Raw genomic sequence first — 19305 nt, forward strand, 5'->3', positions numbered from 1 at the left:
AAAGGTCCTCCTAATGATATTTATTGTATCATAGAAGAACCTTCTAAACATTATTTTACAGAAAAAGTCTCACATACCCTACGATTTGGTTTATATCTATCTATTGTCATCTGATTGGTTTAATGTTCCCAAATATCAAGATTATTATGATTATATGGATGAACTTGATTGTCCTCATTACTTTGATAACTTACCATTATATGCTATTGGTCTATAAGCATCGATAGTTATTTTAGAAACTATCATATAGGAGGTGTTTCAATATGGCTATATGTAACAAACAACATCGATATTTGCAAGGTTTTAATGAGCTTCCAGAAGCTCAAGATAATAGAAACGGGGGACGACATATCTGTGCCGCTTGTGCTTATGAAGAGGGACTAAAAGATGCTCTACAAGGCAATTCCCCACAATCAGATCTTTCTCATTTGCCCGATAGTCAAGCCGGTGCTGTACGCCATAAGAGTGCTATTGATGCATATAATCTCGGATATAAATTTGGCAGGGAAATCAGTTCTTAACTAATATTATAAGGTATCTTGAAAATTATATTCAAGATACCTTATTTTTATCTTCCCTCATACACCTCCCACAACCTCTTCTGCTCCGCTCCAATTCTCAATATCTCCTGCAAATCTCTTGCCATAGCCTCAACATTAGCATCCATCTGTTCAACTGTTCCTGTCCTGTTACCTGCCTTAATCTCCCATTGAATTGACTCTTTACTATAATATTCCTTAGTATCCACATTCATATACCCATACACCGAATATGAATATCCATTGCTTTTCTCTATGAATACCGGAGCTACTTCACCCTTAGAAGTTTTCCACCTCATAAGCCTTGGAAACCAGCATAATCCTTCTTTTATCAGTTCTTTAAATGTCTCCAGCAGCTTTCCTATTTCATAAAATATTCCTCTGAACGAGTTTCCTGCTTCTATAATCTTATCTGCTTCAACATGATTAGCATATTCTTCTATTGTCGGAGCGAATAATCTGAATGATGATATAAATGCATTGATCTTACCAAGCAATTCTACTGCTTCATTTGCCTTGTCCGTCACGCTTGCAATCTCTTGCCTTACCGATTGAAGTTCTGAACGTTTTTCATTAAGTTCCTTAGTCTGACTACGCTCCAACTCCTTATAAGCAATTTTTGAAGCAAACAACTTAATATCCGCATCATGCACCTGTTCCTGTATCTGTTCCAAATGTTCTGTTTCCTGTGCCACTTTATATTCCGCAACTGTCAGATCATGATTTCGACCTTTCGACTTTTCTTTTATCTGTTTCCCAAACCAGTCATTCACTTCTTTATTCGCCACCTCTCGAAGCTCATCCTGCAGCACTCGTGATAACACATCTTTAGTAAATACCTTACGTTTTGACACCTGCTTGCTAAGACCTTTCTTATATCCATCTGCCACAGGAACTCCGACAATGTGCATATGCGGACTGTCCTCATCAAGATGAACCACAGCATTTGCAACTACAAACTGTGGAAGCCTCTTTCTAAGCTCGTCCAGTATTATCTGATATGACAATTTCATATATGACTTCATATCATCAAATTGCTTCCAAAACTCCCTGTCACCTATCTGAATGATTATTTCAACTGCCATATCCTGTTCCTTACCTGCAACATGTTCAAAATAATCTTCTATTTTTCGGTCTGGTCGTATCTGCTTTTTATTATATTCTTCTAATGCCTCATCGAATTCTTTATGGTATACTGTTTTTACATCATCAATCAGATTTGATGTACCATATATGATACAAATGTTGTCTTTGCTATAATCTGATGATTTATATTTTCTCAGGTTATGCTTTGCAACAGCTGCAAGCTTAGATTTCGATGTAATGGCACTTTTCTTATTGCTCACATGAGCTGTATATGAAATATTTCCCATTCGCATCTCCTTATCTGTACTACCTTTTTATCTGTTAAATCTATCGGAGCAGTGCAGTTATCATCTTGGCTCTGCCACAGATGATAATCCCCTAGCAGTTTTGGCAAGCCAAAATTGCAGTGGGCTCTCCGAGGGTTTTATATATTATCTTTACTATTACCAAGAGTTTAATAATCTGTACTTTTTATAGTTGCAGACTCTAAACTCTTCCTAGAATTTAGAATCTGCTTTTCCAAACATCCAGATTGTTAAACTCTTTATTCTGGCATTATCCAAGTCCAGTAAATTGTTCCATCTTCTGCCTTTTCTTTATCTGATGTTATTCCCAGCTTTTTCTTTGCCGATAGAAGCGTGTTTCTCTTAATGCTTCTTTTTGCAGCTTCCATCATTATTTCATTAGACGGAATCACCTTATTGGTACCAAAGTATTCTTTGATAAAATTCTCCGCAATGTCGAGCTTCTTTTTGCCTCTTCCTTCATTACCAGATAACAGCTCATCTATGGTGATGTCATATGGTCCTATACAGACCATTCCATTATCCTCCGTCATTTCAAATCCTATCGCATCTCCTGCCGGAGCTAATGAAGATTTATCATGTGCCATTATCCTGATATTCGGTTTATCACGAAGCCTCGCAACCAGCAGAACACTTCTGGCAGTTGCCTGTATATCAATAGAACCAAGTCCTCTGTATGTTGATTTACTGCCAGATGCCTTATTCATATGACCAATAAGAATAATTGCACAATTATGCTTTTCTGCTATTATTCCAAGATGCTTTAGCACCGGTCTTATTTCATTTGCTCTGTGCATATCAACTGTAGCTCCGATATATGCCTGAATCGGATCAAGAATGATTAACCTTGCCCCAGTCTCTATTATTGCCTGCTCCAGCCTATCATCTGTCATTGATAATTCCTTATCTGTCTCATCAATAACCCGAATCATGGAACAATCTGCTCCTGCTTTTTCCAATCTGGGCTTAATCGTATCTTCAATTCCATCTTCTGCTGTCTGATATATGATATGAATAGGTTCATATTCCTTATCATCGTCACATGGAAGCGGCAAGCCCATGCTAAGAGCTGCCGCTAATTTGAGAACCAGAGTTGTCTTTCCTTCTCCCGGATCTCCTTCAATTATTGTTATCTTTCCGTATGGTATATATGGATACCATAGCCATTCCACCTCTTTTGAAACCACATCCTCCATATGGATAAGTTTCAGTTCAACATTCTGTTTTTCAACCATATTCATCCTCCTTGCTATACTGCTTCTTTGTTAAAATATCCTGTTTCTTCCCAAACTTTTTTATCCGGACAATAATAGCTGAATTCATTTGAGCTCCCTACCTTTATTGCCGTTCCAAATTTGAGTAATCCTTGTTGTATTCCCAGCCTTACATACTGTGCGTCCTTCCCTATTGCACTTGCAATCTCTTTTATTGGTACATTTCTCCCTGTAAAAGCTGGTAAATCACCCTGATAGATAACTTCTGGCATCTCTACCACCTCCTCTTTTTATGCAGAGCATTTCTTGCTCTGTTATGTTTTGTATTATACAGACCTTTATTTGCTCTGTCAATAGTTTAAAATTTAATGTTGACTATTAAATATTAGTGTGTTACATTTACAACAACAGGAGGTTGAGGCAATGAATACCGGTAAAAAGATTAAATTAATACGAACCTTTCGTGGTTTAACCCAGAAAGAACTAGGCGAAGCTTGTGGAATACATGAAGTTGCAATCCGTAAGTATGAGCTTGGAAAGAATCTTCCTAAGCCTGAACAGCTTAGAAAAATTGCAGATGCACTTGGTGTCAATGTTAATTCATTGATGGAATTTGATATCGAGGCTGATGGTGATGTACTACCATTACTATTTGCTATTGATGAAACATTTGACATTTCTATCAAGGATTTAGACGGAGAGCCCGGTATATTCTTTTCCAATAAGAATCTTGTTCAGTTTCTTAAAGACTGGCAGGCTATGAAAGAATTACTTGATAATGGCAGCCAGACACAGGATAATTACGAAATATGGAAGACTATCCGTCCAAGTGTGACAAAGGTAACCCACGAATAACAATCATTTTATCCGTTTGCTATCAGCTTTCTAGTAAATAGCGAAAGGATGGTGCTTATGAAGTTACCCAACGGATACGGAAGCGTTGTAAAGCTTTCCGGCAAAAGAAGAAAACCTTATCAAGTGAGAAAAACTGTAGGCTGGCACTACGATGAGGCGAAAGACAAACAGGTTCAGGATATGATTACAATTGGATATGCAGCTACCAGAGCTGATGGCTTGCAAATGCTTGCTGATTACAATAATAATCCATTTGATACCAAGGCTGCTAAGATGACATTTTCAGATGTCTATGAAGAATGGTCAAAGCGTAAGTTTCCTACTATATCTGAATCTAATGTAAAAGGATACACAGCATCCTATAAATCCTGTGAACCCCTTTACAACAAAATTTTCAAGGATATTAAATTAGTTGATTTACAGACTGTTATTGATACCTGCGGCAAGAATTTCCCTACCCTCAAGAAAATTAAAGTCCTGTTTAACCAGCTATTTGATTATGCTTTGAAAAATGATATTTGCAACAAAGATTATTCGAGCTTCGTTGATATTGTTCAATACAAGGATCGTAACCCTAACAAATACGATAGAAACAAGTTTGAGAAAAATGAAATTGATATTATCTGGGAACAAAAGGAAGACAAATATTATCAGATAGTATTGATGCTCCTATATAGCGGAGTCCGTATCTCTGAAATGCTTGATTTGAAGAAAGAGAATGTTCATCTGAATGAACAGTATTTTGATGTTATCTGTAGTAAAACAGAAAATGGTATCAGAAAAGTTCCAATAGCAGACAAAGTTCTGCCATATTACAAAGCTTGGTATGAATCCTGCCCTGAATGTGAATATTTACTTCATACAGAAGCTGGAAAACATTTTGAATACCGAAACTACTACGATAGCTATTTCAAGCCATTGATGGAACAGCTAGGTATTAATCGTACACCTCACTGCTGCAGACATACATGCATCTCAATGTTAGCAGAAGCTGGTATTAACCAGACGATTATCAAAAAGATTGCGGGGCACTCAGGTGCAATGACACTCACAGAGAAAGTGTATACCCACTTTGATATAAAGGAGCTTGTAGATGCGATTAATAAGATTTAAACAAAGAAAAGGACATTCCCCAGTATCTCTACTGAAAAATGTCCTATACATATCAATATCTTTGTTGCATACCTGCTGCATATGTGTTGCATTCGATGTAAATTCCAGCACATCTGACGGCATTCCACAACTTCTGTAACCCTTGAAAAATGGGCTTTCCTTGATATCTTCGTTCTTGAAAGATTATCTCTTGGAGAACTGAGGTGCGCGTCTTGCTGCTTTCAGACCCGGTTTCTTTCTTTCTTTCATACGAGGGTCTCTTGTCAGGAAGCCTGCTTTTTTCAGAGAAGGTCTGTAGTCACCATCTGCCTGAAGCAGTGCTCTGGAGATACCGTGTCTGATTGCGCCTGCCTGACCTGTAAAGCCACCACCGCAAACGTTAACGATAACGTCAAATTTTGCTGCTGTTTCTGTCAGTTCCAGAGGCTGACGAACGATCAGTTTCAGTGTTTCCAGACCGAAATATTCGTCGATGTCTCTTTTATTGATTGTAATTTTACCGTTGCCGGGTACCAGGTATACTCTAGCTACGGAAGATTTTCTTCTGCCTGTGCCGTAATATCTAGCTGCTGCCATTATGCTTTCCTCCTTCGATTAGAATTTGAATTCCAGTGTTTCGGGTTTCTGTGCTGCGTGAGGGTGTTCTGCGCCTGCGTAAACATGCAGCTTGCCGAACATCTTTCTGCCCAGAGCATTCTTAGGAAGCATACCTTTTACAGCGTGCTCGATAACTCTTTCGGGGTGTGTTTCCAGCATTTTGTCCAGTCTTGTTTCTTTCAGACCGCCTGTCCAACCGGAGTGGTGACGATACATTTTCTGTTCCAGCTTTTTGCCTGTAACAGCAACTTTTTCTGCATTCACAATAATAACATAGTCGCCCATGTCAGCATTGGGTGCATACTGAGGTTTGTTTTTCCCTCTCAGAATAGATGCAACTTCGGAAGCCAGACGGCCCAGTGTTACGCCTTCAGCGTCAATCACGTACCACTTTTTTACGATGTCCGCTTCTTTAGCGATGTAAGTAGTTCTCATGGTTTTTACCTCCTGTCATATTATTTTGTTTGACCCGTTGACTTCGCCGCAACGCAGGAACGAATACGGTCGATCTCCATTATGCGCAAAACACATAACTTATTGGGTCCCACCTTGAGAAACATATATTTAAAGCTGATTTCAGCCTTAAAATCATATTAACAGCCCTTATATTATAATCTTGTATACAGACCGTGTCAAGAGATTTTTGCTAAATTATCAATTTTTCGCTGCTCCGTACAGGTCTTTTTCGTCATAGAAAATCTCCAGAAGGGTTAAGCCCTGCGGCTCTGCGGTCTGTCCTGCGGCGCGGCGGTCCTTCCCTGCGATGATTGTGGCAACCGCCTTTGGCTCCAGCCTTCCCATGCCGACCGCAAGCAGCGTCCCTGCCAGAATCCGCACCATATTGTAAAGGAAGCCGTCCCCCGTCACCAGAATCCGCACACTCTCTCCCTGCTTTTCCACATGACAGTCAAAAATCGTCCGAACTGTGGTCGAAACCTGCGCGCCTGCCGCACAGAATGCCGCAAAATCATGCGTTCCGAGAAATGCCTTTGCCCCCTCGTTCATCCGTTCCACATCCAACGGCTTCTGCACATAGGCGGAATAGAGCCGTTCCTTCGGATTCTTCGCAGGCGCATTCCAGAAACGATATTCGTACGTTTTTTTCACACAGTCAAACCGTGGGTGAAATGTCTCTGCAACTTCCTCCGCCTTTGTCACCACAATATCCGCAGGCAAAAAGGAGCGAATCGCCAGAGGGATTTTCTCCGCCGGGATACTTGTTTCCACGTCAATCACCGCACGCTGCCCCAAGGCATGCACGCCTGCGTCCGTTCTGCTTGCGCCGACGCACTCCAACGCAGGATTGCGGAACAGCAGCCGCAAAGCCTTCGTCAGTTCGCCTTCCACAGTGATCACCGCTTCATCCTTCTGCTTCTGCCAGCCGGAATAATTCGTTCCATCGTATGCGATTGTCAGTAAAATCCGTTTCATCAATCCTATTCTCCTTTTTATGCCCAAGGCGCAAAGCTCCACAGCACCGCAAGCAGAATCGCCGGCAGCAGATTCGCCACCTTCACCTTTTTGCCCCAGACCAGATTTACTCCGACACAGAACAGCAGCACTGAGCCGACAAAGGAAAGATTTGACAATGCCGCCTCTGTCATAAAGGGCTCAATCAGCCTTGCCAGAAGCGTTACCAGTCCCTGAAAAATTCCAACAGGAATCGCAGAAAGGATACACCCCTTTCCCATCGAAGCCGTCATGATAAATACAATAATCAAATCCAGAATTGCCTTTGCCGCCAGAATACTATAATCGCCGTAAATCCCGTCCTGAATCGCCCCAACCACTGCCATTGCGCCAATGCAGACCGTCAACGATGTCGTTACAAAGGCATCCACAAAGGCATTATCCCCGTTGCTGCCGGTTTTCTTTTTCAGCCAGACACCGAACTGCTCCATCTTTTTCTCAATATTCATCCATTCGCCTGCCAAAGCGCCAACCGCCATGGTAATAATCAGCATCATAGAACCGCCGCTGGCAAGCCTTCCATCCGTAATCGAAAGCATCTGCTCCATTGTGCCGCCAATGCCAAGCATCAGCACACAAATCCCAACAGCAATCATAAGGATATCCTGATAGCGCACCTTCACGTTTCGTCCCAGAAACAGCCCCAGCAGGCCTCCAATGATAATCGCGCCAACATTGATAAGTGTTCCCAAACCAATCATGCTTTCACCCTTCTCTTTTGTATTTTTTGAAAAAACACCCTCCGATTGGAGAGTGTTTCTTTCTTAAATAATAAACGGCACTGCCTTTGCCACAAACCGCAGCCCGATAATCACAACTGTATAGACCGCAGCCATCACTGCCGCGCGGTAATCGCTGCTTTTCATTGTCATCACGTTCATTCTCGTACGGTGTTCATCCCCATGGTAGCATCTTGCTTCCATCGCCATTGCCAGCTCCTCTGCTCTGCGGAATGCAGAAATAAACAAAGGCACCAGAATGGGAATCAGGGATTTCGCCTTCTGAATCAGATTGCCCGTATCAAAATCGGCACCTCTCGCCTGCTGCGCCTTCATAATCTTATCCGTTTCATCCAGCAGTGTCGGAATAAAGCGCAGTGCAATCGTCATCATCATTGCAATTTCATGCGCAGGCACACCAATTCTTTTGAAGGGCTTCAAAATATATTCGATGGCATCTGTCAGCTGAATGGGCGTTGTCGTCAATGTCAGCACAGAGGAACCGATAATCAGAAGCACCAGACGGACGCACATTTTCGCCGCCAGAAGTACCCCCTCCATTGTCACCCGCAAAAAGCCCACGCGCAGCAGAACATGCTCCCCCTGCGTCATGAACAGATTGATGACCACCGTAAAAAGAATAATAACGATAATACTCTTCAAACCGCGTGTCATAAATTTAAACGGCACCTTCGATGCCCGAATTGTCAGCCCCATGCAGGCAATAACAAACACATACCCCACAAAGGTATTTACCAAAAACAAAGTTACAATAAAAACAAAGGTAATCATCAGCTTCAGCCTTGCGTCCATCTTATGAATGGCAGATTCCGCAGGATAATACTGACCGATTGTAATATCTCTAATCATGCTTTCACCTGCTTTACCAATTTTAACAAGGCATCCCTTGCTTCCTCAACCGTATAAATATCCGTCGGCACATCATAGCCTTTTTCCTTCAGCTTTGCAAAAACATAGCTAACCTGCGGTGCCGCCAGTCCCATCTGCTCCAGCTCCATGGGATGAGAAAAAATCTCTCTGGGCGTACCTGTCATAGCAACCTTGCCCTTGTGCATCACAATGATACGGTCTACCAGTCTTGCCACATCTTCCATGCTGTGACTCACCAGAATAACCGTAATTCCTCTTTCCTCATGCAGCTTGTGGATTGCCGCCAGAATTTCATCTCTGCCCTTGGGGTCAAGCCCCGCGGTAGGCTCATCCAGAATCAGCACCTCCGGATTCATTGCCAACACGCCTGCGATTGCCACACGGCGCTTCTGCCCGCCGGAAAGCTCAAACGGAGATTTTTCGTAAAACGTCTCGTCAATTCCTACAATATTTAATGCCGCAACCACATTTTCATGAATCTGCTCCGCAGACAGCCCCAGATTCGTCGGGCCGAATGCAACATCCTTATATACCGTCATTTCAAACAGCTGATATTCAGGATACTGGAACGCCAGACCAATCCGTCTGCGCACCTCCTTCAGCTTTGCCTTATCCTTATGGATATTTTCGCCATCCAGCAGAATCTCGCCAGAAGAAGGAGAAATAATGCCGTTCAGATGCTGAATCAGCGTGGATTTTCCTGAGCCGGTATGCCCGATTAAGCCGATAAATTCGCCAGTCTGAATCTCCAGTGTCACATCGTTCAATGCCACTTTTTCAAAGGTGGTGCCTTCGTTGTAAACGTGTGTCAAATGATTTAATTGAATTGACATAATGCACCTACCATTTCTTCGACCGTCAGAATATCCGCAGGCAAATCAATACCCTCTTTTCTCAGCAGGTATGTCACCTCTGTCACCTGCGGCACATCCAGTCCATATTCCTTCAGCTTCTCCACTTGTACAAAAATTTCTCTCGGTGTGCCTTTCATCACAAGGTCACCGTCATCAATCACATATACCTTATCTCCACGCACAGCCTCATCCATATAATGCGTAATGAGAATCACCGTAATGCCTTCTTCTTTATTCAAACGCTCAATCGTTTCCATAACATCTCGCCGGCCGACAGGATCAAGCATTGCCGTAGGCTCATCCAGAACAATACAGTCCGGCTTCATCGCCAACACGCCTGCAATGGCAATTCTCTGTTTCTGCCCACCGGAAAGCTTGGAAGGCGTATAAGCCGCAAATTCCTTCATTCGCACTGCATCCAGTGCTTCATCCACGCGCATCCGAATTTCCTTCGGGGGTACGCCCATATTTTCGGGGCCAAATGCAATATCCTCCTCAACCACCGTTGCAACCAGCTGGTTATCGGGGTTCTGGAATACCATCCCTGCCGTCTGGCGAATCTCCCAAATCAAGCCTTCCTCCTGCGTGTTCATTCCTTTTACCCACAATGTACCGCCTGTGGGCTGTAGTAATGCGTTAATATGCTTCGCAAATGTAGACTTTCCGGAGCCGTTATGCCCCAGAACTACAACAAATTCACCCTTTTCAATTTCGATGTTCACGTTTTTCAACGCAACCACCCGATGCTCCTCCGTGCCGTGGTCTGTTTCCATAATTTTTGTATATTCGTAGGTCAGACCTTCAGCCTTCACCATTTTCATAATTTCACCTGTTTCTCCGGCGTTTCTTCGCCTCGTATAGTCTATTGCGCAAATGCTCACAGCTATCAATATGATACGGAGTTTTCGCTAAAAAGTCAATAGAATCCCAGTAATTCTCTCTGATTCTCCCAAATTGTACCCTTACATTTTTCGAGTATAAAAAAAGAGACTCGCTTATTTGCAAGTCTCTGATTTTCTATTCGGAATCAAATTAAACCAGTTCCAGAATAACTTCCATAGCGCCGTCGCCTTTTCTTGCGCCCAGTTTCACAATTCTTGTGTAACCGCCGTTTCTGCCGGCATATTTGGGAGCGATTTCGTCGAACATCTTAGCTGCCATGTCAACCTTCTTTGTGTTCTTTCTTACTGCCTTGCCGTCAGCAGGAACTTCTGTAACGGGGTACAGGTAAGCCAGAATTGCTCTTCTTGCAACCAGTCTGGAAGCCTTATCCTTTTTGATTGTTTTCTGCACTTCGTCATAAACAGTTACTTTCTTGCCGTTTACAACTTCTTTCACACGTTTGCCGTTTGCATCTTTCTTTGCAACCTTAGCTGCTACTGTAACTTCTTCGAAGTTATCTTTTTCTTTGATAGCCAGTGTGATCAGCTTTTCAGCGATTCTCTTTACTTCTTTTGCTCTTGTTTCTGTTGTTTTGATTTTGCCGTGATACAGCAGATTTGTTACCTGGTTTCTCAGCAGAGCTTTTCTCTGGGGTGTTGTTTTACCAAGTTTTCTATAACCGGATGCGTGCATGGTTAAATCCTCCTCATGGATACCCGTCTGACTGAGCCCGTCCCCACTACTCTTCGGTCTTATGTGGAGCCGTAATCAAACGGTAAATAATAGGTTACTCTATGACGAAATTATTCGTCACTAGGCTTCAGGGAAAGACCCAGTTCCGCCATTTTGTTCAATACTTCTTCCAAAGACTTGCGTCCAAGGTTTCTAACCTTCATCATCTCGTCCTCTGTCTTATTTGCCAGATCTTCAACCGTATTGATGCCGGCACGTTTCAGGCAGTTATAAGAGCGCACAGACAGATCCAGTTCTTCAATGCTCATTTCCAGAACTTTTTCCTTCTTGCCTTCTTCTTTTTCTACCATGATAGAAGTATCTTTCGCATTATCAGACAGGTCGATGAACAGGTTCAGGTGTTCATTCAGGATCTTCGCGCCGAAACTTACAGCGTCATCGGGTGCGATTGTTCCGTTTGTCCAAACCTCCAGAGACAGCTTATCATAGTCAGTAATCTGACCGACACGCGTATTTTCCACCAAAAAGTTTACTCTTGTTACAGGTGTGAAAATACTGTCTACCGGAAGCATACCGATTGGCTGATCGTCTTTTTTGTTTTTGTCTGCACCAACATAGCCGCGGCCCTTGTTGATTGTGATCTCCATATACAGCTTACTGCCTGCGCCGCCGGAAAGTGTTGCGATATGATGTTCGGGATTCAGAATCTCAATATCACTGTCACACTTGATATCGGAACCCTTTACTTCACCTTCGCCTTCCACGTCAATGTAAGCAATCTTCGGCTCGTTGCCTTCGCTTGTATTTTTGATCGCAAGACCTTTCAAATTCAGAATGATTTCTGTAACGTCTTCTTTTACGCCGGGAATCACGCTAAATTCATGAAGTACACCATCAATTTTCACATTGCTTACTGCAGCACCGGGCAGAGAGGACAGCAGGATTCTTCTCAGGGAGTTGCCCAGAGTTGTACCATAGCCTCTTTCCAGGGGTTCTACAACAAACTTACCGTATGTGCCATCGGGTGCCATTTCAGCAATTTCAATGCGAGGTTTTTCAAATTCAAACACTCGTTCAAACCTCCCTTTTTTATGATAGAGTGCCGCAGGGCATATAGCCCCACGGCGTTACCTTTGACTTCTCTACACAATCGATGATTATTTGGAGTACAGTTCGACAATCAGTGTTTCTTCTACAGGAACATCAATCTGTACTCTTGTGGGCTTCGCCACAACTGTACCGCTCAGTGCATCGTGGTTAGCGGACAGCCATTCAGGAACGATTCTGCCGTCTGTTGCAGCCAGAACGTCTTTGTATCTCTGAATTGTTTTGTATTTTTCTTTCACTTCGATTACATCGCCAACCTTAACCTGGTAGGAAGGGATATCCACTGCCTTGCCATTTACGGTTACGTGTTTGTGACGAACAATCTGTCTAGCTTCTTTTCTTGTTCTGCCGTAGCCCAGTCTGAACATTACGTTGTCCAGTCTCATTTCCAGCAGCATCAGCAGGTTTTCGCCGGGGATGCCTTCTTTTTTGGCAATCTTTTCAGCCTGTGCGTAGTAACCTCTGAACTGTTTTTCCAGTACGCCGTAGATGAATTTTGCTTTCTGTTTTTCTCTCATCTGCAGACCGTATTCGGACATTTTCTTGTTTGCTCTCTGATTCTGTCTTTTAGATTTTTTATCAATACCCAGATAGATGGGATCCAGGTTCAGGGATCTGCATCTTTTCAATACGGGAACTCTATCTCTTGCCATTGATCTACACCTCCTAATATTAGGTTATACTCTTCTGCGTTTGGGGGGTCTGCAACCGTTGTGAGGAACGGGTGTAACGTCTTTGATAAGTGTTACATCCAGACCTGCTGCCTGCAGGGCACGGATTGCAGCTTCACGACCGCTGCCGGGGCCTTTTACGAAAACTTCAATTGTCTTCAGACCGTAATCGGAAGCAGCTTTTGCAGCTGTATCTGCAGCCATCTGTGCTGCATAGGGTGTGGATTTTCTGGAACCTCTAAAGCCCAGCTGACCAGCACTTGCCCAGGAAAGCGCATTCCCTGCTGCGTCAGTAATTGTAACGATTGTATTATTGAAAGTGGACTGGATATGAGCCTGGCCACGTTCTACTTTTCTTTTATCACGGCGTCTGCGAGTCGTTGCCTTTTTCACAGTTTTCTTTGCCATTTGCCTCAAACCTCCTTATCGAAATATCGAATTATTTCTTCTTGTTCGCAACGGTCTTTCTAGGACCTTTTCTTGTTCTTGCGTTTGTCTTTGTCTTCTGACCTCTAACAGGCAGACCTCTTCTGTGGCGGATGCCTCTGTAGCAGCCGATTTCGATCAGACGTTTGATGTTCAGAGCAATTTCTCTTCTCAGGTCACCTTCTACAGTCTGAGTTCTGTCGATGACATCACGGATTCTGGACACTTCTTCATCTGTCAGATCTCTCACTCTTGTATCCAGGCTAACACCTGCTTCATTCAGAATACGAACAGCGCTGGAGTGGCCAATGCCATAAACATAAGTCAGGCCGATTTCTACGCGTTTTTCTCTAGGTAAGTCTACACCAGCAATACGTGCCATTATTCTTGCACCTCCTGTAATTTTTCACGATAAGTTTCAAATAAATGTTTTTTACATAAACACAGTGCGATACTCGTTGGGCATTACGAACAAAGGAGATAGACCGTCAGTCATGTGCCTTACGCGCCTACAAGTCAGCGCCGCCTTTGCCATTAACTGTATGCTCCTCCCAGTATAGTTGACGGATTTATCAATTCGGCTCTTTGGGGTTCTCCCCCGCAAGCCCATAATAAATTATCAGCCCTGTTTCTGTTTATGTTTGGGATTTTCACAAATAACCATTACACGACCTTTTCTCTTGATGATTCTGCATTTTTCACACATGGGTTTTACAGAGGGTCTGATTTTCATTGTGATCGCTCCTTCCTTATTTTGCTCTCCAAATGATACGACCTTTTGTCAGATCATAGGGAGACATTTCAACTAACACTTTGTCACCGGGCAGGATGCGGATGAAGTTCATACGCAGTTTGCCGGAAATGTGCGCCAGAATCTGGTGACCGTTTTCCAGTTCAACCTGAAACATGGCGTTGGGTAATTTTTCCAGTACGGTTCCTTCTACTTCGATTACGTCATCTTTAGACAAGACCGTAAACCTCCTTAAACATTAAACATCTCGTACCTGCTGGTACTTTTTCAATGCCTTCTTGATATCTGCATCCAGAAGATATTCCCCTGTCTGCAATTTCGCAGCCACATCCTTTTCTACATAGAAAGTAGGCTGAACATGCTTCTTCTTTTTGCGTTTGGGCTTTTCCAGCTTCCTGCGTCTGCCGTCTGCAAGAAGAAGGTATTCCCCCTCAATCGCACAAATCATCTGCACGTCACCCTGATCGTGACCGCTTTTGGAATAAACCACTTGGCCGATCTGATATTCCAACGACATCACCTCATTTTCCTTCGCATAACGTAAGAATTTCCGGCTCTCCGCTCGTGATCAGAACGGTTTTGCTCAAAAAATCGCTTTCCCAAGGTGCCTGTATTCACCTTCCCGCATAGGTACACGCTATTTTCATAAGCCTATCAAGTATACACTATTTTCATTTTTATGAATACTCTATTTTTAATGTTACTATTTATACAGTAATATTTTTTCTTCTATATTATATAGGAAGAAAAAATCGACAGAAATCACATCCCATCATTTTCTGTCGATTTTTTTACATTTCTTATTTATCCAGGCCTGCGATGATTGCCTTTGTAATCTCGTCAATCGCCTGTGTACCATCTACTTCAAACAAGATGCCTTTCTTCTTGTAGAAGTCCACCAGAGGTTCACTCTGTTCGTGGAAGGTAGCAATTCTTGCCTTACCTGCTTCAACAGTGTCATCCTTGCGCTGTGTCAGTGCTTCGCCGCATTTATCACAAACACCTGCAACCTTTGCGGGCAGGAACAGCTTGTTATATGTTGCGCCGCATTTGGGACAGCTTTCTCTTGCTGTCAGTCTTTCCAGCATCACTTCATCGGGTGCGCTGATATATACAACATGGTCAAGCTTTACCATATCCTCCAGCTTTTCAGCCTGTACAACCGTACGAGGGAAACCATCCAGGATAAAACCCTTCGCGCAATCGTCTTTTTTGATTCTTTCCTGTACAATAGCGATAATCAGTTCATCGGAAACCAAGCCTCCTGCTGCCATAATGCTCTTTGCCTGATTGCCCAGCTCTGTGCCTTTTGCAACTTCCTCTCTCAGCATGTCGCCTGTGGAAATGTGAGCAATGCCGTAATGCTCTACCAGTCTTGCAGCCTGTGTCCCTTTACCTGCTGCGGGTGCGCCGATCAGTACTAATTTCATACGATTACCTCTTTTCTTAATAGATGGCCTTCTCTTTTTTATCGTGTTATATAATCTCCCCAGATTATTGCCTATGAATGTCAGTCTGCCGACTGCAAAGTACATTCGTAAGCCTGTGGCTTACTCACGCCTTTGGCTTTTCAAATGCCCTTCCCTCTGTTTATGCAAGCAAAACCATCGGTCAGTCACAGGAAAAGTCCTTCATAGCACAAAACAACCCCTCGGGAAATGCCCGAAAGCATTTCCCAAGCGATTGTTATCAGTCATTCAAAAAACCTTTATAGTGGCGCATCAGCAGCTGGCTTTCCAGTGCTTTTACGATATCCAGGCAAACACCAACAACGATGATCAGTGTTGTACCACCGAAGCCTACATTTACCTTAAAGATCCACTGCAGAACAACAGGCACCATCGCCAGAACCGCATAGCAGACTGCACCAACCAGTGTTACTCTGTTTACGACTCTTGTAATGTAAGCGCTTGTGGGCTGACCGGGTCTGATACCGGGGATGAAACCACCGTTCTTCTTCATGTTCATCGCAATTTCGTTTGGATTGATTACGATGGATGTGTAGAAATATGTGAAGAAGAAAATCAGGATAATATAAATAATCGCACCAATAGGGTGTGTCATATTCAAAACATCTGTCACCTTTGTGAATGTTGCGCCCTTATTGGGGATAAACATTCCAATCTGCTGCGGGAACTGCAGCAAAGAGATTGCAAAGATGATGGAAATAACGCCGGAAGTATTTACCTTGATAGGCATGTTTGTACTTCTGCCGCTTGCCTGTTTTCTGCCTACCATCTTGGAGGAATACTGCACAGGCAGTCTTCTTTCACCGGTGTTTACACAAACAATGAAAGCAAGAACAACAATCAAAATCAACAGAATTGCTGCTACCTTCGCCGCACCTGCTGCACCGCTGCCGGAAATCAGGTAGTACATCGTTGCTGCGCCTGTAGGCAGGTTGGAAACGATGTTGATGAAGATGATCATAGAGGAACCGTTGCCGATTCCGCTTGCAGTAATCTGCTCCGCCAACCACATAACAAATGTGGAGCCGCATACCAGACAAAATACAGATGCAACATAAACCAGAGGACTATGCACCAGATACATGTTATGGTATGTGTAAGTCAGACCGATACCCTGAATCAACGCCAGAATAACCGTCAGATATCTGCTATAGGACTGCAGCTTCTTTCGTCCGTCCGGACCTTCCTTGGAAAGCTGTTCGAACTTGGGAATCGCAATCGTCAACAGCTGCATAATGATGGATGCGTTGATGTAGGGGCCGATACCCATTGCAAAAATAGACCAGCTGGAGTTCGCACCACCGGCGATTACACTGTAAAGTGTGCCCGCCATGGATGCGTTTTCTCTCGCTGCTATTACACCTGCGGTATCGATACCGGGCAGGGCGATCTGTGTACCCAGTCTGACAATTGCAAAAATCATCAGTGTGTACAGAATCTTGTTTCTAATTTCTTTCGTTTTCCAAGAGTTAACGAAAATCTTAAACAATTAAATCACCTCTGCTTTGCCGCCGGCCGCTTCAATTTTTTCCTGAGCTGTTTTGCTGAAGTAGTTAACCTTAACTGTCAGCTTTCTTTCCAGATCGCCTTCGCCAAGGATCTTCACGCCATCTCTGGGATTGCTGATCAGACCAACGTTTCTCAAAGCATCAATGTCTACTACTGTATCATTATCAAATACGTTCAGCATGGAAACGTTGATTGCAACAATTTCTTTGCTGTTTCTGCATGTGAAGCCTCTCTTAGGAAGTCTTCTGTACAGAGGCATCTGGCCGCCTTCAAAGCCGCATTTGCCGCTTGTACCGGAACGCTGACCGGCACCTTTATGGCCTCTGCCGGCTGTTTTGCCATTGCCTGTTGCATGACCTCTGCCGCGTCTCCAGTTTTTACCTCTGGAGCCTTCAGCGGGTCTCAGTTCGCATAAGTTCATTTGGGCACCTCCTAAAATCAAACTTCTTCAACTTTAACAAGGTGGCTAATCTGATGGAGCATACCTCTGATTGCCGCATTGTCCTGCTGAATTACACTACTGTTTGTTTTGTTCAGACCCAGCGCCTGAACTGTTCTTTTATGTTTGGGAATTGCACCGATTGTGGATTTCACCAATGTGATTTTAATTTCAGCCATCTGTCTAATCCTCCTTAACCTAAGAGTTCTTCAACAGAAATGCCACGCAGTTTCGCAACAGCTTCGGGTGTTGTCGCTCTGGACAGACCTTCGATGGTTGCGCTTACAACGTTACGTTTGTTGTTGGAGCCCAGGGATTTTGTTCTGATGTTACGGATACCAGCCAGTTCCAGAACCGCACGCGCGGGACCGCCGGCGATGATACCAGTACCTTCGGGAGCGGGCATCAGCAGTACGCTTGCACTGCCGTATTCACCTGTAACGCCGTGGTAGATGCTGTCTACATCGTTCATTTCTACTTTGATGATATTTTTCATCGCTGCTTCTTTCCCTTTGCGGATTGCATCGGGAATTTCAGCTGCCTTACCCATACCGCAGCCTACATGGCCATTGCCGTCGCCAACAACAACCAGAGCAGAGAATCTCATTGTACGACCACCTTTTACCGTCTTGGATACACGGTTGATGGTAACTACTTTATCTTTCAGATCTAAAGTGCTTGGATCGATTCTTTTCAACTTACTTTCCTCCTTGCCTTAGAATTTCAGGCCAGCTTCTCTAGCTGCTTCTGCCAGTGCCTGAACCTTACCCTGGTATACAAAACCGCCTCTGTCGAATACTACTTCAGTGATGCCTTTTTCGATTGCTTTCTTTGCAACAGCTTCACCTACTGCAGCAGCAGCTGCTACTGTGTTTGTGTATTCAACCTTGCTTGCGATTTCAGCTTCCATTGTGGATGCTGCAACCAGTGTATGCTGCGCAACGTCATCAATGATCTGCGCATACATGTGTTTATTGGATCTGAATACTGCCAGTCTAGGTCTGGCAGCTGTGCCTTTTACATGGTTGCGGATTCTGTAGTGTCTTTTCACACGAGCCGCAGCACGATTGGGCTTATTGATCATAGCAAATTCACTCCGTTTCTTCAAAAATTAGTCACTTTCCGATATAAATATACCTTACGCCGCCGTGCGCAGATTATTTCTTACCGGTCTTACCAACTTTACGTCTGATGTGTTCGTCAGCGTATTTGATACCTTTGCCTTTGTAAGGTTCGGGAGGTCTTTTTGTTCTGATTTCGGCTGCAAACTGACCTACTTTTTCTTTATCAATACCCTTAACGATGATTTTGTTTGTACCCTCAACAATGGATTCGATGCCTGCGGGATCTTCCATTTCTACAGGGTGAGAATAACCCAGTGTCAGTGTCAGCTTCTTACCGGATTTTGCTGCTCTGTAACCTACACCGTTGATTTCCAGTGTTTTTTCATAGCCTTCTGTAACACCAACAATCATGTTGTGGATCAGTGTTCTTGTCAGGCCGTGTAATGCTCTATGCTTCTTCAGATCGCTGGGTCTTGTAACTACGATCTGACCGTCTTCCATTGCGATGTTCATGTCTGCGGATAATTTTCTTTCCAGTGTACCTTTAGGGCCTTTCACTGTCAGCAGATTGCCTTCGCCAATCTTAACTTCTACGCCAGCGGGTACCACTACGGGCAATTTACCGATTCTGGACATGGTCTGCACCTCCTA

At 43.6% G+C, this 19305-nt stretch carries 28 protein-coding genes; 3 read left to right on the forward strand and 25 right to left on the reverse strand.

Annotated elements, in window-relative coordinates; translation table 11 throughout:
- Positions 1-263: 263 nt before the first annotated feature.
- A complete protein-coding gene (locus GPK49_RS05410) occupies positions 264-521 on the forward strand; it encodes a hypothetical protein (RefSeq protein ID WP_117994379.1) in 258 nt (85 codons plus the stop codon).
- A 47-nt stretch (positions 522-568) separates the two neighbouring features.
- Here GPK49_RS05410 and GPK49_RS05415 read toward each other — a convergent pair whose 3' ends face one another.
- The 3 genes from GPK49_RS05415 to GPK49_RS05425 all read right to left on the reverse strand — a co-directional run bounded on the left by GPK49_RS05415 (position 569) and on the right by GPK49_RS05425 (position 3416).
- Positions 569-1912, reverse strand: a complete 1344-nt coding sequence (locus GPK49_RS05415) for a plasmid recombination protein (RefSeq protein ID WP_215676980.1) — start codon at positions 1910-1912, stop codon at positions 569-571.
- Between the two features lie 257 nt (positions 1913-2169).
- Positions 2170-3165: an ATP-binding protein gene (locus GPK49_RS05420; RefSeq protein WP_215676981.1), complete on the reverse strand. Its 996-nt coding sequence runs from the start codon at positions 3163-3165 to the stop codon at positions 2170-2172.
- 14 nt (positions 3166-3179) lie between these two features.
- A complete protein-coding gene (locus GPK49_RS05425) occupies positions 3180-3416 on the reverse strand; it encodes a hypothetical protein (RefSeq protein WP_014078576.1) in 237 nt (78 codons plus the stop codon).
- Positions 3417-3567: 151 nt separating this feature from the next.
- Between GPK49_RS05425 and GPK49_RS05430 the strand changes: the two genes are divergently transcribed.
- Both GPK49_RS05430 and GPK49_RS05435 read left to right on the forward strand, forming a co-directional pair.
- Positions 3568-3999 carry a helix-turn-helix domain-containing protein gene (locus GPK49_RS05430; protein WP_014078575.1) on the forward strand — a complete coding sequence of 144 codons (432 nt, stop codon included), beginning with the start codon at positions 3568-3570 and terminating at the stop codon, positions 3997-3999.
- Positions 4000-4056: 57 nt separating this feature from the next.
- On the forward strand, positions 4057-5112 hold the full coding sequence (locus GPK49_RS05435; protein ID WP_117830747.1) for a tyrosine-type recombinase/integrase: 1056 nt from the start codon (positions 4057-4059) through the stop codon (positions 5110-5112).
- A 183-nt stretch (positions 5113-5295) separates the two neighbouring features.
- Here GPK49_RS05435 and rpsI read toward each other — a convergent pair whose 3' ends face one another.
- From rpsI to rplF, 22 genes are all read right to left on the reverse strand, one after another.
- Positions 5296-5688, reverse strand: a complete 393-nt coding sequence (gene rpsI, locus GPK49_RS05440; RefSeq protein WP_016407794.1) for a 30S ribosomal protein S9 — start codon at positions 5686-5688, stop codon at positions 5296-5298.
- Positions 5689-5706: 18 nt separating this feature from the next.
- Positions 5707-6144: a 50S ribosomal protein L13 gene (gene rplM, locus GPK49_RS05445; protein ID WP_016407795.1), complete on the reverse strand. Its 438-nt coding sequence runs from the start codon at positions 6142-6144 to the stop codon at positions 5707-5709.
- Between the two features lie 219 nt (positions 6145-6363).
- On the reverse strand, positions 6364-7140 hold the full coding sequence (gene truA / locus GPK49_RS05450; protein ID WP_215676982.1) for a tRNA pseudouridine(38-40) synthase TruA: 777 nt from the start codon (positions 7138-7140) through the stop codon (positions 6364-6366).
- A gap of 17 nt (positions 7141-7157) precedes the next feature.
- The gene (locus GPK49_RS05455; protein WP_215676983.1) at positions 7158-7880 is read right to left on the reverse strand and encodes a DUF554 domain-containing protein; all 723 of its coding nucleotides are present in this window, start codon (positions 7878-7880) and stop codon (positions 7158-7160) included.
- A gap of 63 nt (positions 7881-7943) precedes the next feature.
- The gene (locus GPK49_RS05460) at positions 7944-8768 is read right to left on the reverse strand and encodes an energy-coupling factor transporter transmembrane component T family protein (protein WP_118582631.1); all 825 of its coding nucleotides are present in this window, start codon (positions 8766-8768) and stop codon (positions 7944-7946) included.
- Positions 8765-9622: an energy-coupling factor transporter ATPase gene (locus tag GPK49_RS05465; RefSeq protein ID WP_016407799.1), complete on the reverse strand. Its 858-nt coding sequence runs from the start codon at positions 9620-9622 to the stop codon at positions 8765-8767. Before GPK49_RS05465 ends, GPK49_RS05460 begins: the two co-directional genes overlap by 4 nt.
- The gene (locus tag GPK49_RS05470; protein WP_016407800.1) at positions 9607-10464 is read right to left on the reverse strand and encodes an energy-coupling factor transporter ATPase; all 858 of its coding nucleotides are present in this window, start codon (positions 10462-10464) and stop codon (positions 9607-9609) included. The genes GPK49_RS05465 and GPK49_RS05470 overlap by 16 nt, the downstream gene beginning before the upstream one ends.
- A gap of 211 nt (positions 10465-10675) precedes the next feature.
- Positions 10676-11218, reverse strand: a complete 543-nt coding sequence (locus tag GPK49_RS05475; RefSeq protein ID WP_016407801.1) for a bL17 family ribosomal protein — start codon at positions 11216-11218, stop codon at positions 10676-10678.
- Positions 11219-11328: 110 nt separating this feature from the next.
- Positions 11329-12288, reverse strand: coding sequence for a DNA-directed RNA polymerase subunit alpha (locus GPK49_RS05480; protein ID WP_016407802.1), 960 nt, complete (start codon positions 12286-12288; stop codon positions 11329-11331).
- 87 nt (positions 12289-12375) lie between these two features.
- Entirely contained in the window at positions 12376-12978 is a 603-nt protein-coding gene (gene rpsD / locus GPK49_RS05485; protein ID WP_118582625.1) for a 30S ribosomal protein S4, read from the reverse strand.
- Positions 12979-13002: 24 nt separating this feature from the next.
- Positions 13003-13404 carry a 30S ribosomal protein S11 gene (gene rpsK / locus GPK49_RS05490; RefSeq protein WP_016407804.1) on the reverse strand — a complete coding sequence of 134 codons (402 nt, stop codon included), beginning with the start codon at positions 13402-13404 and terminating at the stop codon, positions 13003-13005.
- A gap of 31 nt (positions 13405-13435) precedes the next feature.
- A complete protein-coding gene (gene rpsM, locus GPK49_RS05495; protein ID WP_016407805.1) occupies positions 13436-13804 on the reverse strand; it encodes a 30S ribosomal protein S13 in 369 nt (122 codons plus the stop codon).
- Positions 13805-14041: 237 nt separating this feature from the next.
- Complete coding sequence (rpmJ, locus tag GPK49_RS05500; RefSeq protein ID WP_016407807.1) at positions 14042-14155, reverse strand: 50S ribosomal protein L36; 114 nt, start codon at positions 14153-14155, stop codon at positions 14042-14044.
- A gap of 16 nt (positions 14156-14171) precedes the next feature.
- Positions 14172-14390 (reverse strand): translation initiation factor IF-1, encoded by a 219-nt coding sequence (gene infA / locus GPK49_RS05505; RefSeq protein WP_004034723.1) that lies wholly within the window; start codon positions 14388-14390, stop codon positions 14172-14174.
- Positions 14391-14411: 21 nt separating this feature from the next.
- A complete protein-coding gene (locus GPK49_RS05510; protein ID WP_124984253.1) occupies positions 14412-14684 on the reverse strand; it encodes an RNA-binding protein in 273 nt (90 codons plus the stop codon).
- 289 nt (positions 14685-14973) lie between these two features.
- Positions 14974-15603 carry an adenylate kinase gene (locus tag GPK49_RS05515; protein ID WP_016407809.1) on the reverse strand — a complete coding sequence of 210 codons (630 nt, stop codon included), beginning with the start codon at positions 15601-15603 and terminating at the stop codon, positions 14974-14976.
- Between the two features lie 259 nt (positions 15604-15862).
- Complete coding sequence (secY, locus tag GPK49_RS05520) at positions 15863-17131, reverse strand: preprotein translocase subunit SecY (protein ID WP_016407810.1); 1269 nt, start codon at positions 17129-17131, stop codon at positions 15863-15865.
- Positions 17132-17572 carry a 50S ribosomal protein L15 gene (gene rplO / locus GPK49_RS05525; RefSeq protein ID WP_016407811.1) on the reverse strand — a complete coding sequence of 147 codons (441 nt, stop codon included), beginning with the start codon at positions 17570-17572 and terminating at the stop codon, positions 17132-17134. It lies immediately after the preceding gene.
- A gap of 17 nt (positions 17573-17589) precedes the next feature.
- Complete coding sequence (rpmD, locus tag GPK49_RS05530) at positions 17590-17769, reverse strand: 50S ribosomal protein L30 (RefSeq protein WP_016407812.1); 180 nt, start codon at positions 17767-17769, stop codon at positions 17590-17592.
- Between the two features lie 14 nt (positions 17770-17783).
- A complete protein-coding gene (gene rpsE, locus GPK49_RS05535; protein WP_016407813.1) occupies positions 17784-18287 on the reverse strand; it encodes a 30S ribosomal protein S5 in 504 nt (167 codons plus the stop codon).
- A gap of 18 nt (positions 18288-18305) precedes the next feature.
- Entirely contained in the window at positions 18306-18674 is a 369-nt protein-coding gene (rplR, locus tag GPK49_RS05540) for a 50S ribosomal protein L18 (protein ID WP_016407814.1), read from the reverse strand.
- A gap of 73 nt (positions 18675-18747) precedes the next feature.
- The gene (rplF, locus tag GPK49_RS05545; protein WP_016407815.1) at positions 18748-19290 is read right to left on the reverse strand and encodes a 50S ribosomal protein L6; all 543 of its coding nucleotides are present in this window, start codon (positions 19288-19290) and stop codon (positions 18748-18750) included.
- Positions 19291-19305: the final 15 nt, after the last annotated feature.

Origin of the sequence: Clostridium sp. MCC345 (assembly GCF_018785345.1) — a bacterium.
Taxonomy (GTDB): Bacteria; Bacillota; Clostridia; order Lachnospirales; family Anaerotignaceae; genus Anaerotignum_A; species Anaerotignum_A faecicola.